We start from the raw sequence: 22,357 nt of genomic DNA, 5'->3' as shown, positions 1-22,357 counted from the left end.
TGGGTGCCACCATCTGGGGGTCGCCTTCGCGTCTAGGGTCAGCCTTCCGACTTCAAGGGAGAGGTAGCGGCGCCGACCTCTGGGGTCATGCGCCGCTTCCTGCTGCCCCTGACGCTGCTGCTCGCGTCCCTCGTCCCGGCCACGGCCCAGGCAGCGGTGAAGATCGGCATCGCCGACAACAAGCCGGACATGTTCGCCGACCCGCGCTACCAGGCGCTGAAGCTCGGCTACGCGCGCCTCGACCTGCGCTGGGACGTCTTCAGCGATCCGGTCGCCGTCGCGCAGCTCGACGCCTGGATGAAGGGCGCGCAGGCCACCGGCGCCCGCCCGCTGGTCACCTTCGACCGCTCGCCCAAGCGCGTCTCCTACAACCCGGGGCCCGCGCAGCTCGTCGGCGCGATGAAGGCGATCCGCGCGCGCTACCCGTTCGTGAAGGACTTCTCGTCGTGGAACGAGGCCAACATGAACAAGAAGCCGGAGCTCGTGGCGAAGTGGTACCTGGCGCTGACCAAGGCCTGCCCGACCTGCAACATCCTGGCGACCGACCTCCTCGACAAGCCCAACATGATCACCTGGGCGCAGCGCTTCGTAAAGGCCGCCAAGCGCACGCCGAAGGTCTGGGGCCTGCACAACTACGTCGACGCCAACACGCTGTCGACCAAGACCACCAAGAAGCTCGTCGACTCGGTCGGCGGCAACATCTGGCTGACCGAGACCGGCGGCATCGTCCGGCGCTCGAACACGTCGACCGTTGTCTTCCCGACCGGCACCGCGCACGCCGCGAAGGTCACGAAGTTCATCTTCGACAAGCTGGTCAAGATCTCGCCGCGCATCCAGCGCGTCTACCTCTACCACTGGGACACCGGCATCGCTGGCGGCCCGACCTGGGACTCCGGCTTCGTCGGCCCTGACGGCCAGGCGCGCCCGTCGCTGCTCACGCTGCAAGGCGTCCTGGCCCGCAGCGCGGGCGCGCGCTAGCTCGCCGCCCGGCTCGCTAGCCTCCCGCGGCGAATGCGCCGCCGCCACCCGTTTCTGATCGTCCTGCTCGCCCTCGTCGCCGTCGCCGTCGCCGTGCCCGCCACGGCGGCGCAGGCGAAGGTCGCCGTCGGCATCGCCGACAACAAGTCCGACATGTTCACCGACCCGCGCTTCACGGCGCTGAAGGTCAAGTACGTGCGGATCATGGTGCCCTACGACGCCATCCACGATCAGCAGGAGCGGATCTGGCTCGACGGCTGGATGGCCGGCGCCAAGAAGGACGGGCTGAAGGTGCTCGTGACCTTCGACCGCTCGCGCAAGCGCACGTCGCGCAACCCGACGCCGGCGCAGATGGCGACGTTGATCAAGTCCTTCCGCCAGCGCTACCCGCAGGTCAAGGAGTTCGCCACGTGGAACGAGGCGAACATCAACAAGCAGCCCGAGACCGTGGCGAAGTGGTGGCTGGCGATGCGCAAGGCGTGCCCGACCTGCACGATCCTCGGCGCCGACCTGCTGGACCGCTCGAACGTCGGCACGTGGGCCAAGCGCTTCGTCAAGGCCGCCAAGCGGACCCCGAAGGTCTGGGGCCTGCACAACTACGTCGACGCCAACCGCGGTTCGACCAAGGGCACCAAGGCGTTGGTCAAGGCGGTCAAGGGCGACATCTGGTTCACCGAGACCGGCGGCGTCGTCGCGCGCAACAACGCCTCAACGGTCACGTTCCCGACCGGCAAGTCCCAGGCGGCGAAGGCCACCAAGTTCATCTTCAAGACGCTGATCAAGGTGAGCCCGCGCGTCAAGCGGGCCTACCTGTACCACTGGAACACCGGCGTGGGCTCGGCGACCGACGCCGACGACGACCGCACCTGGGACTCCGGCCTGATCGGTCCCGACGACCAGCCGCGCCCAGCGCTGGCGGTCCTTCAGCAGTACCTCGGCGTCAAGCCGGCCGTGTAGTGCCGGCCGGCATGAAGTTCCGTTAAGAGTGGGGACAGCCGCACTTGCAGGATCTGCGGGACCGCGGTACGGTCCCGTGGACTTCTCCTACAAGCAGGCGTTCAACGCCTACAAGTAGAGAGGAGGGGACCTAAATGCGAGTCACCCGACGCGACATCCTCCCCAAGATGCCCAAGGCGGCCTTCACGGCCGTCCCGACGGTTCACGCCGTTGGCCATGGCATCTCTCAGGGCGGTTCTCTGCCGTCCGTCACGCTCGCGCGCTAGGTCCTTCTCACCAGTCCGCGGGCGTCCATCGCCCGACAGGACTTCCATAGGCAGCCCAGACCGTTGGGCGGTGGCCCCTTCTCACTCTCTCGAAGGAGCATCACCGTCATGCAGTTCAACCTCCACAACGACTTCACCAAGGCCGCCGCTCCGCGCACTGGCGCGGCCACGCGGCACTTGGCGGAGCAGTACCGGGCCGAACCTCCCCCGAGACCGATGCGGGCCTTTCTGGCCCGGACCCTGGTCTCGACGGCACGGCGCGTCGATCGCGAGTCCGCCCGCAGGGCGCTCGCGTCGTAACCCCCAGGGCGAGCGCTGAAAGCCCCTCGCCCTTCTCCTCCCCGTGACGCAACGGGCCCGGCCGCGCGGAAACCGCCGCGCGGCCGGGCGGATCGAGATCGTCGGACCGCTCCGATGGGTACCGTGCGGTGTCAGGATGGACGTGGGGAACTTGCAGGAGCAGACGCCGTTCACGACGCTGGACGGCTCGACGATCCGGGAGATCGCGGGACGGCAGACGCTGCCGTCCAAGAACCAGAGCCTGGCCGAGGCCACCGTGCCGGCGGGCGGCTCGACGTTCGCGCACTACCACGTGCAATCCGAAGAGCTGTACTTCTTCACGTCGGGTACCGGCCGGCTGCGGATCGCGGACGAGTGGGTCGACGTCGGCCCCGGCGATTGCGCGGTCCTGCCGCCTGGCGTCGAGCACAAGCTCGACAACCCCAACGACGAGCCGCTGGTCTTGCTGTGCTGCTGCTCACCGCCCTACTCGCACGAGGACACGGTCCTGACCGAGGAGCCTCCGGCCGCGCCGTGAGGCTCCGTCGTCTCGTCCGGCTCGTCGTCGCGTGCGTCGCGGCGGCGGTGCTCGCCCCCGCGAGCGCGAGCGCGCTGGTCGTCGGGATCGCCGACCAGAAGCCCGACATGTTCAGCGACCCGCTGTTCGCGTCGCTCCAGGTCCAGTACGCGCGCGTCGCGATCTCGTGGGACGCGATGGAGCACGGCTGGGAGCGCGCGGAGGTCGACACGTGGATGGACGGCGCGCGCGCCGCGGGCGTCATGCCGCTGGTCGGCTTCGGCCACTCGCGCGTGGACCGGCGCAAGCTTCCGACGCCGTCGCGGTTGAAGTACAACTTCCAGCAGTTCCGCGAGCGCTACCCGTGGGTCAACACGTTCGCGACCTGGAACGAGGCCAACCACTGCGGCGAGCCGACCTGCCATCGCCCGCAGCTGGTCGCCTCCTACTACCGGTCGATGACGCGGGCCTGCCCCAAGTGCACCATCTTGGGCGCCGAGTTGTTGGACATGCCCAACATGGCGACGTGGGTCGACCAGTACCAGGCGCATCTGGGCAAGAAGAAGTCACCGCGCTACTGGGGCCTGCACAACTACCTGGACGCCAACCGCATGCGCACGACCGGCACGCGGACGCTGCTTGGGCACACCACCGGCCAGATCTGGTTCACCGAGACCGGCGGCATCGTCAAGCGCAAGAAGACCAAGAACACCGTGGCTTTCCCGGAGTCCGCGGCGCACGCGGCGAAGGCGACGCGGTGGGTGTTCGACAAGTTGGTGCCCTTGAGCCGCCGGATCACCCGCGTCTACCTGTACCACTGGAACGCGACCAAGGGCGAGAACTGGGATTCGGGCCTGGTCGACGCGCGCGGCAAGGCCCGCCCGGCGCTGCGGATCGTGCGCGGCGAGATGAAGGTGCTGCAGAAGCGCCGCGACGCGGCGGCGCGTCGCGAGGCCGCGCAGGGCTAGGCGTCGCCGCGCTCAGGCGCGGTCGGCGATTCGGACGCGGGCGCCGCGCTCGGGCGCCAGTACGATCGCGCGGCGGCGGGTGCGCTCCAGCGGGCCGCCGGCCGTCACGTCGACGGTCTCGAGCACCGCGCGCAGGACCGTCCGCAGCTCCAGCTGGGCGAACGCGGCGCCGACGCAGCGGCGGATCCCGCCGCCGAACGGCAGCCAGGCATAGGTCTCGGTGCCCTGCTCCAGGAAGCGCTCGGGGAGGAACGCGCGCGGGCTGGGGTAGAGGTCGGCGCGGCGGTGGATCAGGTAGATCGACGGCGCGATGCGGGTGCCCGCGGGCAGCACGTGCTCTCCGAGCGTGACCGGCTCGGCCGTTCGGCGCACGGCCATCGGCAGCGGCGGCTTCAGCCGCAGCGTCTCGGAGGCGACGGCGTCGAGGTAGGCGTCGTCGTCGCGGGCGCGCGCCAAGGCGTCGGGACGGACGTGGGTCAGCAGCGTGAACGCCCAGGCCAGCGCGCTCGCCGTCGTCTCGTGACCGGCGAGCAGCAGCGTCATCAGCTCGTCGCGCAGCTCGTGGTCGGTCAGCGGCGCGCCGTCCTCGTCACGGGCCTGCAAGAGCAAGGACAGGATGTCGGTCCGCTCGGCGAGGTCAGGGTCGGCGCGGCGCGCGGCGATCTCGTCGAACAACAGCGCGTCGATCGCGGCGCGGGCGGCCAGGAAGCGGCGCCACGGCGAGCGCGCGCCGAGGTCCCGGCGAAACGCGGGCAACAGCAACAGCGATGAGAAGCCGCCGTCGGGCACGAGCTTGGGGATCAGGTCCTGCAGCCGCGTGGCGCGGGCGGCGTCCTCGATCCCGAAGACGACGCGGACGATGATCGACAGCGTGATCGCGCGCAGGTAGGGCTCGGTCGCAAACGGCACGTCACGCGGCCACGTCGCCACCGATTCGCGCGTGATCCGCGCCATGTCGTCGGCGTAGGTGCGCAGCCGCTCACCGTGAAACGGCGGCAGCACCAGACGCCGCCGGCGCAGGTGCCGCGCGCCGTCGAGCAGCAGCAGCGAGTCTGGGCCGACGACCGGCTCCAACGGCCGGTTGCCCTCGCCCGCGCGCAGGACATCCGGGTCGCCCGTGAAGACCTGCTTGACCAGCGCCGGATCGGCGACCGTCACCACCGGCCCGAGCGGCAGGTGCAGCGTGAAGACGTCGCCGCGCTCGCGCCGCGCGCGCTCCATCAGCGCCTCGGGCCGGAAGATCCACGCCGCGACCTGCTTGCCGGGCGCCATCGAGGGTCCGGGCGGGAGGGCTGTAGGGGAGGATTCGAGCAGCATGCGCCTAGCCATCATCTCCGACACGCACCTCCCGCGCGGCGATCGCGCGCTGCCGGAGGCCTGCGTCGCGCGCCTGCGCGCCGCCGACCTGATCCTCCACGCGGGCGACTTCGTCGAACTCCCGGTGCTGGAGATGTTGGAGGCGTTGGGCCCGCCGGTCGCCGCGGTGCACGGCAACGTCGACCGTCCGGACGTCGTCTCGCGACTGCCGGAGCGACGGATTGTCACCCTGCCTGAGGGCGGCGTTCGGATCGGCATGGTCCACGACGCCGGGCCGGCTCGCGGCCGGCTGGAGCGCCAGCGCGCGGCGTTCGGCGACTGCGCGGCGGTCGTCTTCGGCCACAGCCACATCCCGCTGCACGAGACCTCGTCCGACGGCGCCTTCCAGCTCTTCAACCCCGGAAGCCCGACGGATCGTCGCCGGCAGCCGCGGCACACGATGGGGGAGGCGACGGTCACGGCCGACGGCCGGATCGCCTTCGCGCTGGTCGACCTCGACTGATCGGTCACAACCCGGCGGCGTGCGACAAGTAGGCATCGGATGCGCGACGACAGCGAGCTGCTTGCGGGGGATGCCGAGGCGTTCGGCGTCTTCTACGCCCGGCACGAAGACGCGGTGCTCGCGTTCTTCCTGCGGCGCGTGCGGCGCCCGGAGCTCGCGGCGGACCTGACCGCCGAGACGTTCGCGGCGGCGCTGCGCGGCCGGGCGACGCATGACCCGCAGCGGGGCGAGGCGCGGGCGTGGCTGTTCGGGATCGCGCGCAACGTGCTGTTGGCGTCGCTGCGGCGTGGGCGCGTGGAGGACGACGCGCGGCGGCGTCTGGGCATGGAGCGGCTCGTGTTGGACGACGTGGCGCTGGCGCGCGTCGAGGAGCTGGCGAACGCGTCTGCGCTGACGGCGCTCGACGACCTGCCGCCCGACCAGCGCGCGGCGGTCGCCGGACGCGTGGTCGAGGAACGCAGCTACGAGGAGCTCGCGGCGGCGCTGCAGTGCTCGGAGAGCGTCGTGCGCCAGCGGGTCAGCCGCGGGCTGCGCACGCTTCGGACCCGATTGGAAGGACGCGGCGCATGACCAGGCTCCCGGAGCTGCAGCGCGAGTTGGTCGCCGCGGCGGCGCGGCAGGAGGCGCCCGCGCGGGCCGCGCGCTCGCGACGGCGTCGTCGCCCGACCGCGCGCGTGCTCGTCCTCACGGTGCTCGCGCTGCTCGCGCTCGCCGCGATCGGCGCGGCCGCGACAGGTCTGCTCGACACGGGCCAGGACGTCCAGCCGCGGTCGGGCAAGGCGCCGACGCCGAAGACGCGCTTCGGGGTCCCGGCGGGCGCGGTCGCCGCGCCGGTCGTCGTGCGCGATCCGCAGGGCGACCGGCTCGACTGGGGGCTGCGCGCGTTCACGACCACGCGCGGGTATGCGTGCCTGCAGCTCGGGCGCGTGCAGGGCGCGAAGCTCGGGCTGGTCGGGCGCGATGGCGCGTTCGAGGACGACGGCCTCTTCCACGCGCTCAGGCCGCAGGTGCTCGACCAGGGCGCGTGCGTCCCGCTCGACGCGCGCGGCCACGGCTTCCTGGCGATCCACCAGGCCGAGATGCCGGGCAGCGGCATGGTCTCGTGCCTGCCGCCGAGCATGGTGAGCGCGTTCGGCGGGCGCATCCCGCCCAAGACGCACGCCTGCTCGACCAGCGGGATGCGGACGGTCGACTACGGCCTTCTCGGCCCGCAGGCGCGGAACATCACCTACACCTTGCCGGACGGCCGCGAGCGGACGGTCGCCGTGCGCCGCCCCGACGGCGCGTTCCTGATCGTCTCGCCGCGGCAGGCGGCAACGCAGCTCAGCGGTCCCAGCGGTCACGGCGACGGGCGCATGAGGGGCCGCGACGACTACCTGATCGCCCCGACGCCGCAGGCGCGCAGCATCAAGACCATCACCTACGACGACGGGACGACCTGCGCGGTCAAGCACCAGATCGGCCCGATCGGCGGCTGCCCGATCAAGGGCGAGGTCCCGATCCGGGTGCGCAAGCCGTCGCGCGCGCAGGTCGCCGCGCGGGTGACCGCCCGGATCGCGCGCAACGCCCAGGGCTCGTTCACACTGCACGTCGCGTTCCGCGGCCGGGTCGCGGCGAGCGTCGCGCGCGGCAGCTACTGGGTGACGATCCGTCCGCCGTCCGGCTGCATCTTCGGCACGCAGGGCCATGGGATCGAGCGAGACGTCACGGCGGGCACGCGCGTTGGCGCCGCGATCAAGCTCGACCGGCGGATGTGCCGCGGCTGGTACGGGATCGAGGTGGAGTTCCGGATCCCGCGGGAGCGCTCGCGCTTTGCGACCGGGCTGCGCTACCCGGGGACGCCGGTTGGCGCGACGAGCGCCGAGCTCGTCAAGTAGCGGCGGCCGACGCGCTCAGCGGAACCGCCTCAACCGCAAGGCGTTGGCGACGACCGAGATGGAGGACAACGCCATCGCGCCGCCAGCGACCAGCGGGCCGAGCAGCCCGGCGACCGCCAGCGGGATCGCGGCGACGTTGTAGCCGAAGGCCCAGACGAGGTTCTGGCGGATGGTGCGCAGCGTCGCGCGGCTGAGCCGGATCGCGTCGGCCGCACCGCGCAGGTCGCCGGAGACGAGCGTCAGGTCGGAGGCCTCGATCGCGACGTCCGTGCCGGTGCCGATCGCCAGGCCGAGGTCGGCCTGCGCCAACGCCGGGGCGTCGTTGACGCCATCGCCGACCATGGCAACCACCTTGCCTTGGTCCTGCAACCGCTTGACCACCGCCGCCTTCTCAGACGGCAGCACCTCGGCGATGACCTCGTCGATCCCGACCGCGTCGGCCACCGCGCGGGCGGTCGTCGCGTGGTCGCCGGTCAGCAGGATGGGGGTGAGGCCGAGCGCGCGCAGCTCGCGGATCGCTTCGGCCGACGTCGGCTTGATCGCGTCGGCGACCGCGATCCGCCCGCGCACGGCGCCGTCCCACGCCACGAAGATGCCCTCGCCGGCCAGCTCCGCGGGGACGTCGCCGACGAACGGCGGGCGGCCGACGCGCACGTGCCGTCCCTCCACGATGCCCTCAGCGCCGAGGCCGGCGTGATTGATGAACTCGGCCACGGGCGGCAGGTGGCCGCCCGCCGCGGCCGCGCCCGCTGCCGCGATCGCCCGCGCGATCGGATGCTCGCTGGCCGCCTCGACCGCGGCGGCGAGGCGCAGCGCGTCGTCGTCGCCCGCGACGTCGGTGACCGTCATGCGCCCCGTCGTCACCGTGCCGGTCTTGTCCAACACGATGGTGTCGATCGCGCGCGTGGACTCCAGGACCTCCGGGCCCTTGATCAACAACCCCAACTGCGCTCCGCGGCCGGTGCCGACCAGCAGCGCGGTCGGCGTCGCGAGGCCGAGCGCGCACGGGCAGGCGATCACGAGCACCGCGACCGCAGCAGCGAACGCGCGCGAGGTCTCCTCGCCGGCGCCGAGGCGGTAGCCGAGCGTGGCGACCGCGATCGCGATCACGATCGGGACGAACACGCCGGACACGCGATCGGCCAGCCGCTGCACCGGCGCCTTGCCGGTCTGCGCGGCGGTGACCAGCCGCGCGATCTGGGCCAGCGCGGTGTCGGCGCCGACGCGCGTGGCGCGCACGACCAGGCGCCCGCCGACGTTGACGGTCGCGCCCGCGACCGCGTCGCCCGGCGCCTTCTCGACCGGCACGGACTCGCCGGTCAGCAGCGCCTGGTCGACGGCGCTGGCGCCCTCGACCACGACGCCGTCGGTGGCGACCTTCTCGCCCGGCCGGACGACGAAGCGGTCACCGACCGCGAGCTGCTCGACGGGCACGCGCGTCTCATGATCGTCGGCGTCGAGCACCGCGACGTCCTTGGCGCCGAGCGCGAGCAGCGCTTGCAGCGCGGCGCCCGCGCGGCCCTTGGCACGCGCCTCGAAGTAGCGGCCGGCCAGCAGGAAGACCGTGACCGCGGCGGCGGTCTCCAAGTACAGCTCGTCCCCGCCGGAGCCGGTGAAGGACAAGGACATGGTCATCCCGGTCATGCCGGCGTCGCCGAGGAAGAGCGCGTACAGCGACCAGCCCCAGGCGGCCAGGACGCCGACCGAGACCAGCGTGTCCATCGTCGCCGCGCCGTGGCGGAGGTTCGTCAGCGCCGCGCGATGGAACGGCCACGCGCCCCAGAGCGCGACCGGCGTGGCGAGCTGGAGCGCCAGCCACTGCCAGTTGTCGAACTGCAGCGGCGGGATCATCGACAACAACAAGACCGGGAGGCCGAGCGCGGCCGAGACGATCAGGCGCGTGCGCAGCGGGGCGAGGGCGTCGTCGGCCGTCGCGTCGTCGTCCGCCGAGTCGTCGCCCGGCGCCGCGGGGAGCGTCGCGTCGTAGCCCGCGGCGCGCACGGCGTCGACGAGCTGCTCCGGCGCGACCGCGTCCGGGTCGAACTCCACCGCCGCGCGCTCGGTCGCGTAGTTGACCGTCGCGTTGACGCCATCCAACTTGTTCAACTTGCGCTCGATCCGGTTCGCGCACGACGCGCAGGTCATGCCCGTGATCGGCAGATCGACGTTGGACACCTAGGCCACCACCTTGGTGAACGCCGCGGTGTGCACGCGGCCGGCGACCTTGAACTGCAAGAACAGCCGGTAGCGCCCCGCGCTCGGGAACTCCGCGTCGAAGGCGACGGCGTCCTCGTGCGGGTGGACGTGCAGGTAGGCGAGGTCGCCCTCGCGCAGCGCGACGAGGTGGCCGGAGGCGCCGAGGTAGGGCTCGACGTCGACCGGTGTGCCGTCGCGGGAGATCGCGAAGCGCAGCGTCTCGCCGGACGTGCGCAGGGCGACGTCGTAGCCGTCAACGGTCGCGCGGTCGGTCGGCGCGGGCAGCGCGCGCGGCGCGAAGTCGCCGGCGACCAGGACGTCGGAGGCCAGCGTCGTCTTCTCGCCGCCGCTGGGCGTGAAGTCCGCGAACACGCGGTAGGCGCCCGGCTCGGCCAGCGTCAGCGGCGTCGACCACGAGCCGTCCGAGGCTTGCGTGGGGTGGAGGTGCTGGAAGCCGGTCAGGTCGCGCCGCACGGCGATGAAGTGCAAGCGCTTGGTGTGCTCGACGGCGAAGTCGCGCACGGTCGCGCCGTGATCGTCGACGACACGGAAGGCGAAGTCCTTGCGGACGCCCGCGCGCAGGGTGGACGGCGCGACGAGCCGCAGCCCGTCGCTGGCGACCGCGAGGCCGGGAGCGGAGGCTGAGGCGGCGTCATGCCCTTCCATCGCCTCGTCGTCGTGGCCGGCGGCCTTCGTATCCACGCCGCCCAGCGCTCCGCCCGCGAGGAACGCGGCGCCGAAGAGCACCACCAGCGCGACGAGGTAGGCGGCCGGGCGGCTCATCCCACGAGCGCGTAGCCGGCTTCGTCGACCGCCGCGCGGATCGCATCCACGGGAGCGTCGCCCTCGACGACCAGGCGCCCGCTCGCGAGGTCGACCTCGACCCCAGCCACGCCCGGCACCTCGGAGACCTCTTCGGTCACGGAGCGGACGCAGTGCTCGCAGGTCATCCCGGAAACGGCGTAGGTGGTGGACATGCCAACACCGTAGCAGATACCCCCTGGGGGTAAACGACGGCGATACGCTCGACCGCGCCATGACCGACCGTTCTCAAGGCTCCGTTCAGCCCACGCAGGCCGCGCCGAACCCCATCGACCCCGGCGTGCGCATCGGCCACGTCCACCTGCGGACCGCCGATATCGACCGCGTCCGCGCGTTCTATGTGGACGTCCTCGGCTTCGACGTCGTCGCCGAGGCCCGCGACGTCCCGGGCTGGGGGACGACCGGCGACATCCTGTTTCTCTCGGCTGGCGGCTACCACCATCACTTGGGCTTCAACACGTGGAAGTCGAAGGACGGCGGCCCGCAGCCCGATGGCGTCACCGGCCTGCATCACGTGGCCCTCAACTACCCGACGCGCGCCGGGCTGGCCGACGCCGCCCGCCGCCTTCAGGCCGCGGGCGTCCCGCTGCGCCAGCTCTCCGACCACGGCACGCACGAGGCGATCTACCTCTCCGACCCCGACGGCAACGACCTCGAGCTGGCGTGGGACCGTCCCGTCGAGCAGTGGCCCCGCGACGCCGAGGGCCACGTCGCGATGTCGTTCGGCGAACTCGACCTGGAGGACCTCTTAGGCTCGAACCCGTCCGTCTGACGAAGGGCCACCTAATGCAGCCTTGCTGCGCTTCTTACTCGGGCGCGCGTCAGACTGCTAGAGGCGACTGTCACGAAGTTGTTACAAAGTCCGCGACTCCGCTAGTCTGCGGCTTGCCGCCAAGGAGGCAAGGTCCCCGCCTCCGGAAGGGTCGCCGTCACGAGCAGGAAGACGACGGCGTTCCACGCCATCGAGCAGGTCCCGCGAACGCGCGCCCTGACGCCATGAACGAGCCCCACGAGAACCTCGACCCCGACCCCTTCGCTCACGACGCCTCGCGCCGCCCTTCCCGGCTGCGCCGAGCGATCGTGCGCCACGCGCGCCTCGGCACGCGGGGCACTTGCGCGCGGGTCGTGGCTGAACACGGTCTCGCGCGTCCCGTCCTTCGTCAGCTGCGGCCTTGCTCGCACACGGACCGCAACCCGCTGCGCTAGGCGACGACATGTCCCTGTTCTTCAAGTACCTCGACCTGGTCCTGCTGGCACTCGCGCTGCCGATCTTCATCGCCGCCGGCTGGCCCCTGGCCGGGTACGCGGCGGGTGCGATCGCCTGGCTCGCGCAGCGCGCGATCAGCGACTACACGACCAAGCGGGCGGCGGCTTCGGACGACCCGAAAACCGTCGTCGGGCTGACCGCCGGATCGATGATCGGACGCGGATGGCTCGTAGCCCTTACGATCTTCGGCGCGTACCTGATCGCCGGGAGCGATGATGCAGTCGGACTGGCCGCCGCCGTCCTCGTCGTCATCCTCTTCACGGCGTACTTCACCGTCTCCATCATCCTTCGCCCGTTCGAGAACCACCGAGAGCTGCCTTCTTGATGCTTAAGCGCTTTGCCCTCATCGCCGCGCCGACCGCTGCGCTCCTGGCCACCCCGGCCGGTGCGTCGGCGATCGAGATCAACGAGAGCTTCCGCCCGCAGGACGAGTTCAAGCTCGACCCGTGGATCGACCTCGGCGTGATGTCCATCAACAAGGCCGTCTTCTACGTGATCGTGGCGACGGCGCTGATGTGCTGGACGATGGTCTACGTCGCCAAGCGGATGCAGGAGCGCCCGAACAAGGTGCAGACCGCGGTCGAGACCGTGTTCCTGCTCATGCGCGACAACATCACGCGCGGCAACATGGACTCCAAGATGGCCGCGAAGTGGTTCCCCTTCATCGGGGCGCTCTTCCTGTTCATCTGGTTCTCGAACATGCTCGGCTACCTGCCGCTGCCGACCAACACCGAGCACAAGGTCGACATCTTCGGCCTCGAGGTCCCGAGCCTCGCGCTGTTCGCCGCCACGGCCAACATCTCCGTGCCGCTCGTGCTCACGTTGTTCGTGTGGTTCGGCTACCACATCGAGGGCATCCGGGCCAAGGGCCCCGTCGGCTACCTGAAGTCCTGGGTCCCCGCAGGCGTCGAGGGCCCGGCGACCTTCCCGATCTTCCTGATCGAGGTCATCTCCCACTTCGTCCGGCTCGTCAGCCTCTCCGTTCGTCTCTTCGCGAACATCCTGGCCGGGCACCTGCTGATCCTGTTCATGGGCGGCGGCCTCGTCGTCCTCCTGAACCTGGCGGTCGGCGGCTCGGTCGTCCTCGGCCTCATCACCGGCACGATGGCCGTCGCCTTCTTCCTCTTCGAAGTGGGCCTGGTCGCAACGCTTCAGGCCTTCATCTTCGCCACCCTTACCGCGATCTACCTCGGCGGCGCAGTCGCCGAGGAGCACTAACAAGGAGACAAGTACCGTGGACCTGTCCGTCATCAACGAGGTCACCACCCTCGCGCAGGCCGTCGACCCGGAGACCGCGCAGGAGTACGGCCGTAAGGCCGGTAAGGCGATCGCGCTGGGCATCGGCGCCGGCCTCGGCACCATTGGCCCGGGCGTGGGCGTCGGCTTCATCTTCGGCAAGGTCATCGAGTCGGTGACCCGTCAGCCCGAGATGCGTGACGAGATCACCTCGATCCAGTGGCTGGGCTTCGCACTGACCGAGGCGATCGTGTTCTACGCGTTCATCTTCGGCCTCATCGCCTTCTTCCTCGGCTAGGTCTCGATGCTGCTGACCGGCATCATCACGGCTGCCCTTCCGCTCGCCGCCGCCTCAGAAGGCGGCGAGGAGGAGAGCTCCAACTTCCTCGTCAGCCCGGACGTCGGGCTGATGATCTGGACGGTGCTCGCCTTCCTCGTCGCGCTGTTCATCCTGCGCAAGTACGCCTTCCCGCAGATCTCGGCGGCGCTTGAGAAGCGCCAGCACTTGATCGAGGAGTCGATCGACTCCGCGGAGCGCACCAAGGCAGAGGCCGACGAGATCCTGGCCGAGTACCGCGAGCGCCTCAAGGAGGCTCGCGCTCAGGCCGAGGAGATCGTGGCCCGCGCCCGCAAGAACGGCGAGGCCGCTGAGCGTGCCGCTGCCGAGCAGGCCGCCGAGATCCGCGAGGAGCAGCTCGAGCGCGCCCGCAAGGACATCCAGGCCGAGACCGCTCGCGCCCTGCAGGAGATCCGCCGCGAGGTGGCCGACCTCACCGTCGCCGCCACGGAGCGCGTCACCCGCAAGACGCTCACCGAGGACGACCAGCGTCGCCTCGTCGAGGACGCGCTGTCGGAGCTGGACTTCTCCTCCCTGGGGGAGCGCCGCTAGATGGAGGAGATCGCCCAGGTCTACGCGCGGTCCCTCTTCGAGGTCGCCAAGGAGCAGAGCAAGCTCGACGTCGTCAAGGAGCAGCTCGGCCAGTTCGCCGATGCTCTGGACGACAACCGCGAGCTGTCGATCTACTTCTTCTCGCCGTACTTCTCCACCAAGGAGAAGACCGAGGGCCTGGGCCGTCTGCTCGAGGGGGTCGATCCCATCGTGGAGAACTTCCTCGAGCTGCTGATCGAGAACCACCGCATGCCGGTGATCTTCCGCTTGCGTCGTGAATACGACGTGCTGTGGGAGAAGGAGAACCAGCTCCTGCCGGTGACCGTCACCTCCGCGGTGAAGTTGGACGAGGCGACGGTGCAGTCGATCGGCGACGCCATCGGCAAGCAGACGGGCCAGAAGGTCCAGCTGACGGCCAACGTGGACCCCGACGTGCTCGGTGGCCTCATCGTCCGTGTCGGGAACTCGATCCTCGACGCATCCATCCGCAACCGCCTCGAGAACCTCCGCCGCAGCGTGGCGTCGTCTTAGCGACGGCGCTCCGCCACGACCCCGAGCTTCCACCCCTTTTCAAGGAACCCGAACCGCATGCAGATCAAGCCCGACGAGATCACCTCCATCCTTAAGGCCCGCATCGAGGGCCTCGACCAGGGGCAGGCCGAGCTGACCGAGGTCGGCACCGTCCTGTCGGTCGCGGACGGCATCGCCCGCATCCACGGGCTCGAGAACTGCATGTCGTTCGAGACGCTCGAGCTCCCGCACGGCGTGACCGGCCTGGCCCTCAACCTCGAGTCCGACAACGTCGGCGCCGTGCTCTTCGGCCCGTGGGAGAAGGTCGTCGAGGGCGACACGGTCAAGCGCACCGGCCGCCTGATGGACATCCCGGTCGGCGACCAGATGCTCGGCCGCATCGTCTCCCCGCTGGGCATCCCGCTCGACGGCAAGGGCGACATCGAGGTCACCGAGCGCCGCCCCGCCGAGTTCAAGGCCCCGGGCGTCGTCCAGCGTCAGCCGGTCACCCAGCCGATGCAGACCGGCCTGAAGGCCGTCGACTCGATGATCCCGATCGGCCGTGGCCAGCGCGAGCTGATCATCGGCGACCGCCAGTCGGGCAAGACGGCGATCGCGATCGACACGATCATCAACAACAAGGACTCCGACCTCGTCTTCGTCTACGTCGCGATCGGCCAGCGCATGGCGACGGTCGTCGGCATCGCCGAGACGCTCGCCGAGCACGGCGCGCTCGAGAAGACGATCATCGTCGCCGCAGGCGCCGACGAGGCCGCCCCGATCAAGTTCCTGGCCCCGTACGCCGGCGCCGCGATGGCCGAGTACTTCCTGTACAAGGGCGGCCACGCCGTCGTCACGTACGACGACCTCACCAAGCACGCGTTCGCCTACCGGCAGATGTCGCTGCTGCTGCGCCGCCCGCCGGGCCGCGAGGCGTACCCGGGCGACGTCTTCTACCTCCACAGCCGCCTGCTGGAGCGCGCCGTCAAGCTCAACGACGACCTCGGCGCTGGCTCCATGACCGCGCTGCCGATCATCGAGACGCAGGCCGGCGACGTGTCGGCCTACATCCCGACGAACGTCATCTCGATCACCGACGGCCAGATCTTCCTGGAGCCGAAGCTGTTCAACGCGGGCGTGCGCCCGGCCATCAACGTCGGCATCTCGGTGTCGCGCGTCGGCGGTAACGCGCAGATCAGCCCGATGAAGAAGGTCGCCGGCCGCCTGAAGATCGAGCTGTCGCAGTACCGCGACCTCGAGGCCTTCGCGCAGTTCGGCTCCGACCTGGACCCCGACACGCAGCGCACGCTGGCGCGCGGCGCCCGCCTGGTCGCCACGCTGAACCAGAACGAGCGCGAGCCGCTCCCGGTCGGCCTGCAGGTCGCCCAGGTGTTCGCCGCGACGAATGGGTTCGTCGACCGCATCAACGTCGACCGCGTCACCGAGTACCTCGAGGGCCTGACCCAGCGCCTGCGCGCTGAGTCCCAGGAGCTGCTGGACAAGATCGCCGGCGGCGACTGGTCCGACGAGACGCAGTCGGCGCTGAAGGACGCGATCGGCACGTTCACCGACGACTTCGGCTACGACCTCGACGAGGAGGGCCAGCCGCTGGCCGAGGGCGAGAGCGATCGCGTCAAGACGCGCGACGACTCGTCCTCCGAGTCGGCCGAGGAGCCCGAGACCGCGGGGGCCGCGGCCTAACCCATGTCGCAGCGCGACGTCAAGAACCGGATCGCCTCGGTCCAGAACATCCGCAAGATCACGCGGGCGATGGAGATGGTCGCCGCCGCCCGCCTGCGTCGCGCGGAGCAGCGCATCGAGCACCTGCGTCCGTACGCCGGCGCCATCCGCCGCATGACGCGGCAGGCGGCCGAGGCGGCGGGCGGGGAGATCGGCACGCTCCCGATCCTCAAGCAGCACGAGCGCGAGGAGCGCGTCGCGCTGTTGCTGGTCACCGCCGACCGCGGCCTGGCCGGCGCGTTCAACTCGCAGATCATCCGCGCGGGCATCCGCGCGGCGCAGGAGTACGAGGACCAGGGCAAGACGGTGGTCTTCTCGGCCACGGGCCGTCGCGGCGTCTCGTCGCTGACGTTCCGCGGCCGTGAGCTCGAGGGGGCCTTCACCGGCTTCACCGACCGTCCCGCGTACGCCAACGCCCGTGAGGTCGCCGAGTCGCTTATGGCGCTCTACGTCGACGACAAGGTCGATCGCGTCGAGATCCTCTACAACGGCTACGTGTCGCCGCTGGTGCAGGAGGTGCGGCGCGAGACGCTGCTGCCGCTGCAGGAGGCGACGATCCTCGAGGGTGGCGAGCGTGAGCAGGATGGTGCCGAGGGCGACTCCGGCCACCACGCGCTGGTCGAGTACGAGCCCGACCCCGCCGCGATCTTGGAGCGCTTGGTCCCCGACTACGTGGAGATCTCGATCTTCCGCGCGCTGCTGGAGTCGACCGCGTCGGAGCACGGCGCGCGGATGACGGCCATGCGCAACGCGTCGGAGAACGCGGGGGACGTCATCGACGACCTCACGCTCGAGATGAACCGCGCGCGCCAGGCGGAGATCACGCAGGAGATCATGGAAGTCGTCGGCGGCGCCGAGGCGCTGCAGTAGCCCTTAGGCCTACAACAAGACTTAGAACGTTCCAGGAGATTTAGAGACCATGGAAGCCAGCATCACCGAGCGCCCCGCGGGCGCGGAGACGGGCGCGAAGAACGTCGGCCGGATCGAGGAGATCCAGGGCGTCGTCATCGAGGCCGTGTTCCCCGACAAGCTGCCCAACATCTACAACGCGATCCGCGTCAAGCTGCCCGACGCGGCCAAGGCCGAGGAGGGCGCGTCCGGCGAGGCCGGCGCGGAGTGGCTGGTCTGCGAGGTGCAGCAGCATCTCGGCGACGACCGCGTCCGCGCGGTCGCGATGGACACGACCGACGGCCTGTCGCGCGGTCTGGAGATCGAGGACACCGGCGGCCCGATCGCCGTGCCCGTCGGCGAGAAGACGCTCGGCCGCATCTTCAACGTGCTGGGCGACGTGATCGACCAGCGCGACGAGCTCGGCGACGACGTCGAGCGCTGGGGCATCCACCGTCCCGCGCCGACGGTCGAGAACCTGACGCCGACGACCGAGATGTTCGAGACGGGCATCAAGGTCATCGACCTGCTGGCGCCCTACGCCAAGGGCGGCAAGGTCGGCCTGTTCGGCGGCGCCGGCGTGGGCAAGACGGTGCTCATCCAGGAGCTCATCCACAACCTCGCCTCCGAGCACGGCGGCCTGTCGGCGTTCTGCGGCGTGGGCGAGCGCTCCCGCGAGGGCAACGACCTCTGGCTGGAGATGACCGAGTCCGGCGTCATCGACAAGACGATGATGGTCTTCGGCCAGATGAACGAGCCCCCCGGGGCGCGCATGCGCGTGGCGCTGACCGGCCTGACGATGGCGGAGTACTTCCGCGACCAGGGCCAGGACGTGCTGCTGTTCATCGACAACATCTTCCGCTTCGTGCAGGCGGGCTCTGAGGTCTCCGCGCTTCTGGGCCGCATGCCGTCGCAGGTGGGCTACCAGCCGACGCTGGAGTCCGAGATGGGCCAGCTCCAGGAGCGCATCACCTCGACGCGCACCGGCTCGGTCACCTCGGTGCAGGCGATCTACGTCCCGGCGGACGACCTCACCGACCCGGCTCCGGCCTCGGTGTTCGCCCACCTGAACGCGACGACGACGCTGTCGCGGTCGATCTCCGAGAAGGGGATCTACCCGGCGGTCGACCCGCTGGACTCGACGTCCACGATCCTCAAGCCGGACATCCTCGGCGAGGAGCACTACAACGTCGCCAACCAGGTCAAGTCGATCCTGCAGCGATACAAGGAGCTCCAGGACATCATCGCGATCCTCGGCATCGACGAGTTGAGCGATGACGACAAGGTGACGGTGCAGCGCGCCCGCAAGATCGAGCGCTTCCTGAGCCAGCCGTTCAACGTGGCCGAGCAGTTCACGGGCACGCCGGGCGCCTACGTGCCGATCGCTGAGACGATCCGCTCGTTCAAGGAGATCCTGAACGGCGATCACGACGACCTGCCGGAGTCGGCGTTCCTGCTCAAGGGCACGATCGACGACGTGGTCGCGGCCGCCAAGGGCAACAAGTAGACGATGGCGCGCACCACGTTCACCGCTGAGGTCCTGACGCCCGAGGGCGAGGTCTTCAACGACGAGGTCGAGATGGTCTCGACCCGCACGACCGTGGGCTCCATCGGCATCCTCGCCAACCACCAGCCGCTGCTGGGCATGCTGGAGCCGACGGAGCTGCGCTTGTACAAGAGCGAGAGCGACATCGTGTCGCTGGCTCAGGGCGAAGGCTACGTCCAGGTCGCCGACGGTCGCGTGCTGATCCTGGTCGAGGAGGCCGTCGACCCCTCGTCCCTGGACGTCTCCTCGCTGCGCGAGAAGCTCCAGACCGCCGAGCGCGAGCTCGAGCAGGCCGAAGACGGCTCCGAAGCCGCCCGCGTCGCCGCCCGCGACAAGCGTCGCTGGGAGGCCTTCCTGCGGTTGACCGAGGGCGACGGGCACTAGCTCCGCCGCAACGTTTTGCCGTCCGACGGGCGCCCTTTGGGGCGCCCGTCGTCGTTCTGGGGGGCGAATTCGAGGTCCGGGTCGCCTAATGGCTGACATGGAGCCTTCTCGCGACCTGGATCGCCGAATCGCCGCGCTCGCCGGCCGCCAACACGGCCCGGTGACCCGGCAGCAGCTGTATGAGCTCGGCCTGACGCCGCAGCAGATCGCCTATCGCATCGACGCGGGGCGGCTGATCCGCCTGTATCGGGCCGTGTACGCGGTTGGGCACCCGTGTCTCTCACGTGAGGGACGCTGGATGGCAGCGGTCCTGACGTGCGGGCCGGGAGCGATGCTGAGCCATGGCGACGCGGCCGCGCTGTGGGACCTCCGGCCGGCTCATGGCGCGGCGATCCACGTCACGACGTCGGCGCGGGCGGGCCGGGTCCCCGACCGACGCCGGGTGCGGCTGCACCGAGTCGGAACGCTCACCGGCGAGGAGTCGATGGAGCTCGACGGGATCCCGGTCACCACGCCGGCCCGGACGCTGCTCGATCTCGCACCGTCGCTCCGGCCGCGGACGCTCGAAGAGGTGATCGAGCGCATGGATCGTCTGGCGCTGTTCGACCTCGTCGCCGTGCGGCGCGTGCTCGACGCACACCCGCGCCAGAGCGGGGCGCCGAAGCTCCGCGGGGTCCTTGACCGCCTGGCGGGAACCGGCGTGCAGGACACCCGCAGCCCCTTGGAAGTCGCCCTGCTCCAGCTCTGCGACGACCACCGCCTGCCGACGCCAGCGGCGAACATCCTCGTCGCCGGGCATCTCGTCGACTTCCACTGGCCCGGGACGGACCTCGTGGTCGAGACCGACGGCTTCGCTTTTCACCGCACGCGCAGCGCCTTTGACGCCGACCGCGAGCGCGATCAGGCGCTCGTGCTCGCCGGCTACCGCGTCGTTCGCTTCACCTACGAGCAGGTCACGCGTCGCCGCCGGGAGACCGCGAATCGCCTGCGGCGCCTGCTCGCGGGATCCGGGTCGCGTAATAATTGATAGTCCGTCATTACGCGACCCGGATCGGTGAATCAGCGTCGCGCTCGCCCCCACGGCGCTGGCGCCGCCTTGCGCGAGCGTCCGCGCTCGGTGACGTAGCGGGCGAAGTGGGCGCGGGTGGTGCCGCCGAGGAGTTCGAGGAGGCGGGTGAGGTCGAGCCAGGGTGGGGCGATCGCGTGGCCGAGCATGGCGGGGTGCGAGGACCAGCGGTGGTCGGCGGCGGTGGGGCAGAGGCCGGCGTCGACGGGGTTGGAGGCGATATAGGCGGCGACGGCCCAGAGACGGTGGTCGGTCGTGACCTGTAGCGGTCGCGCGCCCGGCGACCAGATCGGGCCCGAGAGGCCGTGGCGCAGCGAGAGTGCCGTGCCGTGGGCGCGGCGCAGACGCCGGGTGCCGACGCGCAGGTCGGTGCGTGTCGCCTCGATCAGCAGGTGCGTGTGCGTCGACATGAGGCAGTACGCCAGGACGCGCCAGGAATAGCGCTCGGCGACGGAGCCCAGACGGTCGAGGTAGCCGAGGCGGTCGGTGTCGTCGAAGAACAGCGGGAGGCCGTCGGCGCTGCGCGCGACGGCGTGGTGGACGAGATGCATGCCGCCACTAGGTGGCGGCGTGCGGAAACTCGCCCCGCCTAAAAGTCCTCGGGCAGCACGACGTTCGCTTCCAGCGCGCGCGTGAAGCCGTCGAGGTCGTCGATGAAGCGCGCGACGGAGACGATCTCCAGCGCCGACTGCATCTCGGCCTCGGCGAGCTCGTTGGCCTGCTCCAGCGCCTCGAGCTCGGCGTCCTCGTGGATGCCGGTCGACAGCCGGTCGCAGTTCTTGCAGTGCAACGCGAGCAGGTAGAGCCCCTCGTCGACCAGATCGAGGAGCGCGACGGGCACGACGAACGGCCGCTCGCACGTCACGCATGTCTCGAGCCCCCGCTGCACCTTCGCGCCTCTCGTGTCCTCAGCCATGCCCACTTGAACGGAGCCGGACCAGAGAACTTGTGGCGATTTGGACGCTTGATCGGCGAGTGACGAACTACCCGCCGGTGCATCGGCTACCTGCGCGGTTCCTCTAGACCTCGCGCTCGATTCCCGCCGCCCGTGCGCCCTCGCAGAGAGCATCCAGGCCGAAGGCTTCGACCGGGCCCAGGGCCCCGACGGCGCGCAGGCGCCCGTTCGCCGCCGCGTGGGCGCCCCAGGCGAGCATGCCGGCGGTGAAGTCGTAAGCGTTCACGCCACTCACGCGGGCGCGCGCGAGGATGCGGCCGCTCGGGTCGCTGGCCTCGGCGACGATCTCTGAGCCGGTCGCGGCGCGCTCCTCGGCGCTCGGCCCGCCGGTGGAGCCCTTGACGAACCGCGTCAGCGCCGCGTTCAAGCCACCCCGCACGCCCGGCACGCGCAGCGCCACCGTCGTTGCCGCCGCTCCGCGCCGGATCGCGTCCGACGCGCCGCCGAACCAGCCGAGGTACACATCGACGACCTGCAACTGCTCGAAGGACCGCGGCAGCGCGAACTGCTCCGTCGATCCCGCTGAAAGCGCCTTCCGCGTCTGCCCGCCGACCAGGAACGGCCGCACCCGCGCGCCGCCGCGCTCGGTCACGATCCGGCCGTCGCGGAACGTGTAGGACGGCTCCAGCATCACGCCCGCCGCGCTCGCTCGCGTCCCGCCGCTCATCCCGACCGGCCCGCGGAAGAAGTAGCCGACCTCCACGCGCGTGGCGTTCGGGCCCGCGTCGCGCAGCGCCAGCGCCGCCGCCAGGTTGCCCGGCACCCAGTCGTAGCCCATGGCCGTCAGCAGCGCGACGCCCTTCGCCTCCGCCCGCGGCCCGTAGGACTCGAACACCTTGCGGATGAACGGCGTCTCGCCGGTCGAATCGAGGTAATGGGCGCCGGTGCCGAGCGCCGCCTCCACCGCCGGCGCGCCCCAGCGCGCGAACGGGCCCACGGTCGAGACCAAGACATCACCCTCGCCCACCAAAGCCCGCACCGACTCCGGGCGATCGACGTCGGCGACCGCCCACTCCAAGCCCCCGAGCGCGTCGGCCAGGACCCGCAGGCGCGCGCCGTCGCGCCCCGCCAGGACCGGACGCTCGCCGATGCCCGCCAGCTCGCGCGCGGTCAGCTCGCCGGTGTAGCCGGTGGCTCCGAAAAGGACGATGCGGCCCGCCATGCGGGAGACCCTAACCGCCCCGCTCGATACCCTGG

26 protein-coding genes are annotated in these 22,357 nt (G+C 70.7%); 19 read left to right on the top strand and 7 right to left on the bottom strand.

Annotation, left to right across the window (positions count from 1 at the left end; all coding sequences use genetic code 11):
• The first annotated feature begins 87 nt into the window (after positions 1-87).
• From ACT01A_RS08745 to ACT01A_RS08725, 5 genes are all read left to right on the top strand, one after another.
• The gene (locus ACT01A_RS08745; protein WP_445151855.1) at positions 88-978 is read left to right on the top strand and encodes a hypothetical protein; all 891 of its coding nucleotides are present in this window, start codon (positions 88-90) and stop codon (positions 976-978) included.
• 33 nt (positions 979-1,011) lie between these two features.
• A complete protein-coding gene (locus ACT01A_RS08740) occupies positions 1,012-1,935 on the top strand; it encodes a hypothetical protein (RefSeq protein WP_445151854.1) in 924 nt (307 codons plus the stop codon).
• A gap of 374 nt (positions 1,936-2,309) precedes the next feature.
• Positions 2,310-2,501, top strand: coding sequence for a hypothetical protein (locus ACT01A_RS08735; protein WP_445151853.1), 192 nt, complete (start codon positions 2,310-2,312; stop codon positions 2,499-2,501).
• Between the two features lie 136 nt (positions 2,502-2,637).
• On the top strand, positions 2,638-3,018 hold the full coding sequence (locus tag ACT01A_RS08730; protein ID WP_445151852.1) for a cupin domain-containing protein: 381 nt from the start codon (positions 2,638-2,640) through the stop codon (positions 3,016-3,018).
• On the top strand, positions 3,015-3,965 hold the full coding sequence (locus tag ACT01A_RS08725) for a hypothetical protein (RefSeq protein ID WP_445151851.1): 951 nt from the start codon (positions 3,015-3,017) through the stop codon (positions 3,963-3,965). The genes ACT01A_RS08730 and ACT01A_RS08725 overlap by 4 nt, the downstream gene beginning before the upstream one ends.
• A gap of 12 nt (positions 3,966-3,977) precedes the next feature.
• Here the strand turns inward: ACT01A_RS08725 and ACT01A_RS08720 are convergent, their stop codons facing one another.
• Positions 3,978-5,282 carry a cytochrome P450 gene (locus ACT01A_RS08720; RefSeq protein ID WP_445151850.1) on the bottom strand — a complete coding sequence of 435 codons (1,305 nt, stop codon included), beginning with the start codon at positions 5,280-5,282 and terminating at the stop codon, positions 3,978-3,980.
• Here ACT01A_RS08720 and ACT01A_RS08715 point away from each other — a divergent pair.
• The 3 genes from ACT01A_RS08715 to ACT01A_RS08705 are packed head-to-tail and all read left to right on the top strand — an operon-like array spanning position 5,281 to position 7,661.
• A complete protein-coding gene (locus ACT01A_RS08715; protein WP_445151849.1) occupies positions 5,281-5,784 on the top strand; it encodes a metallophosphoesterase family protein in 504 nt (167 codons plus the stop codon). The two genes, ACT01A_RS08720 and ACT01A_RS08715, sit on opposite strands and share 2 nt — an antisense overlap.
• A gap of 39 nt (positions 5,785-5,823) precedes the next feature.
• Positions 5,824-6,354 carry an RNA polymerase sigma factor gene (locus tag ACT01A_RS08710; protein WP_445151848.1) on the top strand — a complete coding sequence of 177 codons (531 nt, stop codon included), beginning with the start codon at positions 5,824-5,826 and terminating at the stop codon, positions 6,352-6,354.
• Positions 6,351-7,661 carry a hypothetical protein gene (locus tag ACT01A_RS08705; protein WP_445151847.1) on the top strand — a complete coding sequence of 437 codons (1,311 nt, stop codon included), beginning with the start codon at positions 6,351-6,353 and terminating at the stop codon, positions 7,659-7,661. The genes ACT01A_RS08710 and ACT01A_RS08705 overlap by 4 nt, the downstream gene beginning before the upstream one ends.
• Positions 7,662-7,676: 15 nt before the next feature.
• On the opposite strand, the gene ACT01A_RS08700 is transcribed toward ACT01A_RS08705, so the two are convergent.
• The 3 genes from ACT01A_RS08700 to ACT01A_RS08690 are packed head-to-tail and all read right to left on the bottom strand — an operon-like array spanning position 7,677 to position 10,834.
• On the bottom strand, positions 7,677-9,806 hold the full coding sequence (locus ACT01A_RS08700) for a heavy metal translocating P-type ATPase (protein WP_445152814.1): 2,130 nt from the start codon (positions 9,804-9,806) through the stop codon (positions 7,677-7,679).
• Positions 9,807-9,836: 30 nt separating this feature from the next.
• A complete protein-coding gene (locus ACT01A_RS08695; protein ID WP_445151846.1) occupies positions 9,837-10,640 on the bottom strand; it encodes a hypothetical protein in 804 nt (267 codons plus the stop codon).
• A complete protein-coding gene (locus tag ACT01A_RS08690) occupies positions 10,637-10,834 on the bottom strand; it encodes a heavy-metal-associated domain-containing protein (RefSeq protein ID WP_445151845.1) in 198 nt (65 codons plus the stop codon). Before ACT01A_RS08690 ends, ACT01A_RS08695 begins: the two co-directional genes overlap by 4 nt.
• Before the next feature lie 59 nt (positions 10,835-10,893).
• Between ACT01A_RS08690 and ACT01A_RS08685 the strand changes: the two genes are divergently transcribed.
• The 11 genes from ACT01A_RS08685 (at position 10,894) to ACT01A_RS08635 (ending at position 20,166) form a co-directional block, all read left to right on the top strand.
• Positions 10,894-11,451, top strand: a complete 558-nt coding sequence (locus ACT01A_RS08685) for a VOC family protein (RefSeq protein ID WP_445151844.1) — start codon at positions 10,894-10,896, stop codon at positions 11,449-11,451.
• Between the two features lie 442 nt (positions 11,452-11,893).
• Positions 11,894-12,271 carry a hypothetical protein gene (locus ACT01A_RS08680; RefSeq protein ID WP_445151843.1) on the top strand — a complete coding sequence of 126 codons (378 nt, stop codon included), beginning with the start codon at positions 11,894-11,896 and terminating at the stop codon, positions 12,269-12,271.
• The gene (gene atpB / locus ACT01A_RS08675) at positions 12,271-13,164 is read left to right on the top strand and encodes a F0F1 ATP synthase subunit A (RefSeq protein ID WP_445152813.1); all 894 of its coding nucleotides are present in this window, start codon (positions 12,271-12,273) and stop codon (positions 13,162-13,164) included. Before ACT01A_RS08680 ends, atpB begins: the two co-directional genes overlap by 1 nt.
• A 16-nt stretch (positions 13,165-13,180) precedes the next feature.
• Entirely contained in the window at positions 13,181-13,480 is a 300-nt protein-coding gene (gene atpE / locus ACT01A_RS08670; protein WP_445151842.1) for an ATP synthase F0 subunit C, read from the top strand.
• A 6-nt stretch (positions 13,481-13,486) separates the two neighbouring features.
• On the top strand, positions 13,487-14,071 hold the full coding sequence (gene atpF / locus ACT01A_RS08665; protein ID WP_445151841.1) for a F0F1 ATP synthase subunit B: 585 nt from the start codon (positions 13,487-13,489) through the stop codon (positions 14,069-14,071).
• Positions 14,072-14,602, top strand: coding sequence for an ATP synthase F1 subunit delta (atpH, locus tag ACT01A_RS08660; RefSeq protein WP_445151840.1), 531 nt, complete (start codon positions 14,072-14,074; stop codon positions 14,600-14,602).
• Between the two features lie 57 nt (positions 14,603-14,659).
• Positions 14,660-16,282: a F0F1 ATP synthase subunit alpha gene (atpA, locus tag ACT01A_RS08655; protein ID WP_445151839.1), complete on the top strand. Its 1,623-nt coding sequence runs from the start codon at positions 14,660-14,662 to the stop codon at positions 16,280-16,282.
• Positions 16,283-16,285: 3 nt separating this feature from the next.
• Positions 16,286-17,191 carry an ATP synthase F1 subunit gamma gene (gene atpG, locus ACT01A_RS08650; protein ID WP_445151838.1) on the top strand — a complete coding sequence of 302 codons (906 nt, stop codon included), beginning with the start codon at positions 16,286-16,288 and terminating at the stop codon, positions 17,189-17,191.
• A 49-nt stretch (positions 17,192-17,240) separates the two neighbouring features.
• Positions 17,241-18,716 (top strand): F0F1 ATP synthase subunit beta, encoded by a 1,476-nt coding sequence (atpD, locus tag ACT01A_RS08645; protein WP_445151837.1) that lies wholly within the window; start codon positions 17,241-17,243, stop codon positions 18,714-18,716.
• A gap of 3 nt (positions 18,717-18,719) precedes the next feature.
• Positions 18,720-19,139, top strand: a complete 420-nt coding sequence (atpC, locus tag ACT01A_RS08640; RefSeq protein ID WP_445151836.1) for an ATP synthase F1 subunit epsilon — start codon at positions 18,720-18,722, stop codon at positions 19,137-19,139.
• Positions 19,140-19,236: 97 nt separating this feature from the next.
• Positions 19,237-20,166: a type IV toxin-antitoxin system AbiEi family antitoxin domain-containing protein gene (locus ACT01A_RS08635; RefSeq protein ID WP_445151835.1), complete on the top strand. Its 930-nt coding sequence runs from the start codon at positions 19,237-19,239 to the stop codon at positions 20,164-20,166.
• A gap of 32 nt (positions 20,167-20,198) precedes the next feature.
• Here ACT01A_RS08635 and ACT01A_RS08630 read toward each other — a convergent pair whose 3' ends face one another.
• The 3 genes from ACT01A_RS08630 to ACT01A_RS08620 all read right to left on the bottom strand — a co-directional run bounded on the left by ACT01A_RS08630 (position 20,199) and on the right by ACT01A_RS08620 (position 22,322).
• Positions 20,199-20,756: a transposase gene (locus ACT01A_RS08630; protein ID WP_445151834.1), complete on the bottom strand. Its 558-nt coding sequence runs from the start codon at positions 20,754-20,756 to the stop codon at positions 20,199-20,201.
• Between the two features lie 38 nt (positions 20,757-20,794).
• Entirely contained in the window at positions 20,795-21,046 is a 252-nt protein-coding gene (locus ACT01A_RS08625; protein ID WP_445151833.1) for a hypothetical protein, read from the bottom strand.
• A 178-nt stretch (positions 21,047-21,224) separates the two neighbouring features.
• On the bottom strand, positions 21,225-22,322 hold the full coding sequence (locus tag ACT01A_RS08620; protein ID WP_445151832.1) for a saccharopine dehydrogenase family protein: 1,098 nt from the start codon (positions 22,320-22,322) through the stop codon (positions 21,225-21,227).
• Positions 22,323-22,357: the final 35 nt, after the last annotated feature.

This window comes from Baekduia sp. Peel2402 (genome assembly GCF_052567285.1).
Note: the sequence above shows the minus strand (reverse complement) of the source record. Positions and strands in the feature narration are given on the sequence as shown.

Excerpts from the sequence above, each read along its gene's own strand:
- ACT01A_RS08720 (WP_445151850.1), bottom strand. The coding sequence starts at position 5,282 with ATGCTGCTCGAATCCTCCCCTACAGCCCTCCCGCCCGGACCCTCGATG.
- ACT01A_RS08740 (WP_445151854.1), top strand. The coding sequence starts at position 1,012 with ATGCGCCGCCGCCACCCGTTTCTGATCGTCCTGCTCGCCCTCGTCGCC.
- ACT01A_RS08735 (WP_445151853.1), top strand. The coding sequence starts at position 2,310 with ATGCAGTTCAACCTCCACAACGACTTCACCAAGGCCGCCGCTCCGCGC.
- atpH (WP_445151840.1), top strand. The coding sequence starts at position 14,072 with ATGGAGGAGATCGCCCAGGTCTACGCGCGGTCCCTCTTCGAGGTCGCC.
- ACT01A_RS08730 (WP_445151852.1), top strand. The coding sequence starts at position 2,638 with ATGGACGTGGGGAACTTGCAGGAGCAGACGCCGTTCACGACGCTGGAC.
- ACT01A_RS08620 (WP_445151832.1), bottom strand. The coding sequence starts at position 22,322 with ATGGCGGGCCGCATCGTCCTTTTCGGAGCCACCGGCTACACCGGCGAG.
- ACT01A_RS08745 (WP_445151855.1), top strand. The coding sequence starts at position 88 with ATGCGCCGCTTCCTGCTGCCCCTGACGCTGCTGCTCGCGTCCCTCGTC.
- atpF (WP_445151841.1), top strand. The coding sequence starts at position 13,487 with ATGCTGCTGACCGGCATCATCACGGCTGCCCTTCCGCTCGCCGCCGCC.
- atpG (WP_445151838.1), top strand. The coding sequence starts at position 16,286 with ATGTCGCAGCGCGACGTCAAGAACCGGATCGCCTCGGTCCAGAACATC.
- ACT01A_RS08700 (WP_445152814.1), bottom strand. The coding sequence starts at position 9,806 with ATGACCTGCGCGTCGTGCGCGAACCGGATCGAGCGCAAGTTGAACAAG.
- atpA (WP_445151839.1), top strand. The coding sequence starts at position 14,660 with ATGCAGATCAAGCCCGACGAGATCACCTCCATCCTTAAGGCCCGCATC.
- atpC (WP_445151836.1), top strand. The coding sequence starts at position 18,720 with ATGGCGCGCACCACGTTCACCGCTGAGGTCCTGACGCCCGAGGGCGAG.
- ACT01A_RS08630 (WP_445151834.1), bottom strand. The coding sequence starts at position 20,756 with ATGCATCTCGTCCACCACGCCGTCGCGCGCAGCGCCGACGGCCTCCCG.
- ACT01A_RS08690 (WP_445151845.1), bottom strand. The coding sequence starts at position 10,834 with ATGTCCACCACCTACGCCGTTTCCGGGATGACCTGCGAGCACTGCGTC.
- ACT01A_RS08635 (WP_445151835.1), top strand. The coding sequence starts at position 19,237 with ATGGAGCCTTCTCGCGACCTGGATCGCCGAATCGCCGCGCTCGCCGGC.
- ACT01A_RS08715 (WP_445151849.1), top strand. The coding sequence starts at position 5,281 with ATGCGCCTAGCCATCATCTCCGACACGCACCTCCCGCGCGGCGATCGC.
- atpD (WP_445151837.1), top strand. The coding sequence starts at position 17,241 with ATGGAAGCCAGCATCACCGAGCGCCCCGCGGGCGCGGAGACGGGCGCG.
- ACT01A_RS08710 (WP_445151848.1), top strand. The coding sequence starts at position 5,824 with ATGCGCGACGACAGCGAGCTGCTTGCGGGGGATGCCGAGGCGTTCGGC.
- ACT01A_RS08685 (WP_445151844.1), top strand. The coding sequence starts at position 10,894 with ATGACCGACCGTTCTCAAGGCTCCGTTCAGCCCACGCAGGCCGCGCCG.
- ACT01A_RS08680 (WP_445151843.1), top strand. The coding sequence starts at position 11,894 with ATGTCCCTGTTCTTCAAGTACCTCGACCTGGTCCTGCTGGCACTCGCG.
- ACT01A_RS08705 (WP_445151847.1), top strand. The coding sequence starts at position 6,351 with ATGACCAGGCTCCCGGAGCTGCAGCGCGAGTTGGTCGCCGCGGCGGCG.
- ACT01A_RS08695 (WP_445151846.1), bottom strand. The coding sequence starts at position 10,640 with ATGAGCCGCCCGGCCGCCTACCTCGTCGCGCTGGTGGTGCTCTTCGGC.
- atpB (WP_445152813.1), top strand. The coding sequence starts at position 12,271 with ATGCTTAAGCGCTTTGCCCTCATCGCCGCGCCGACCGCTGCGCTCCTG.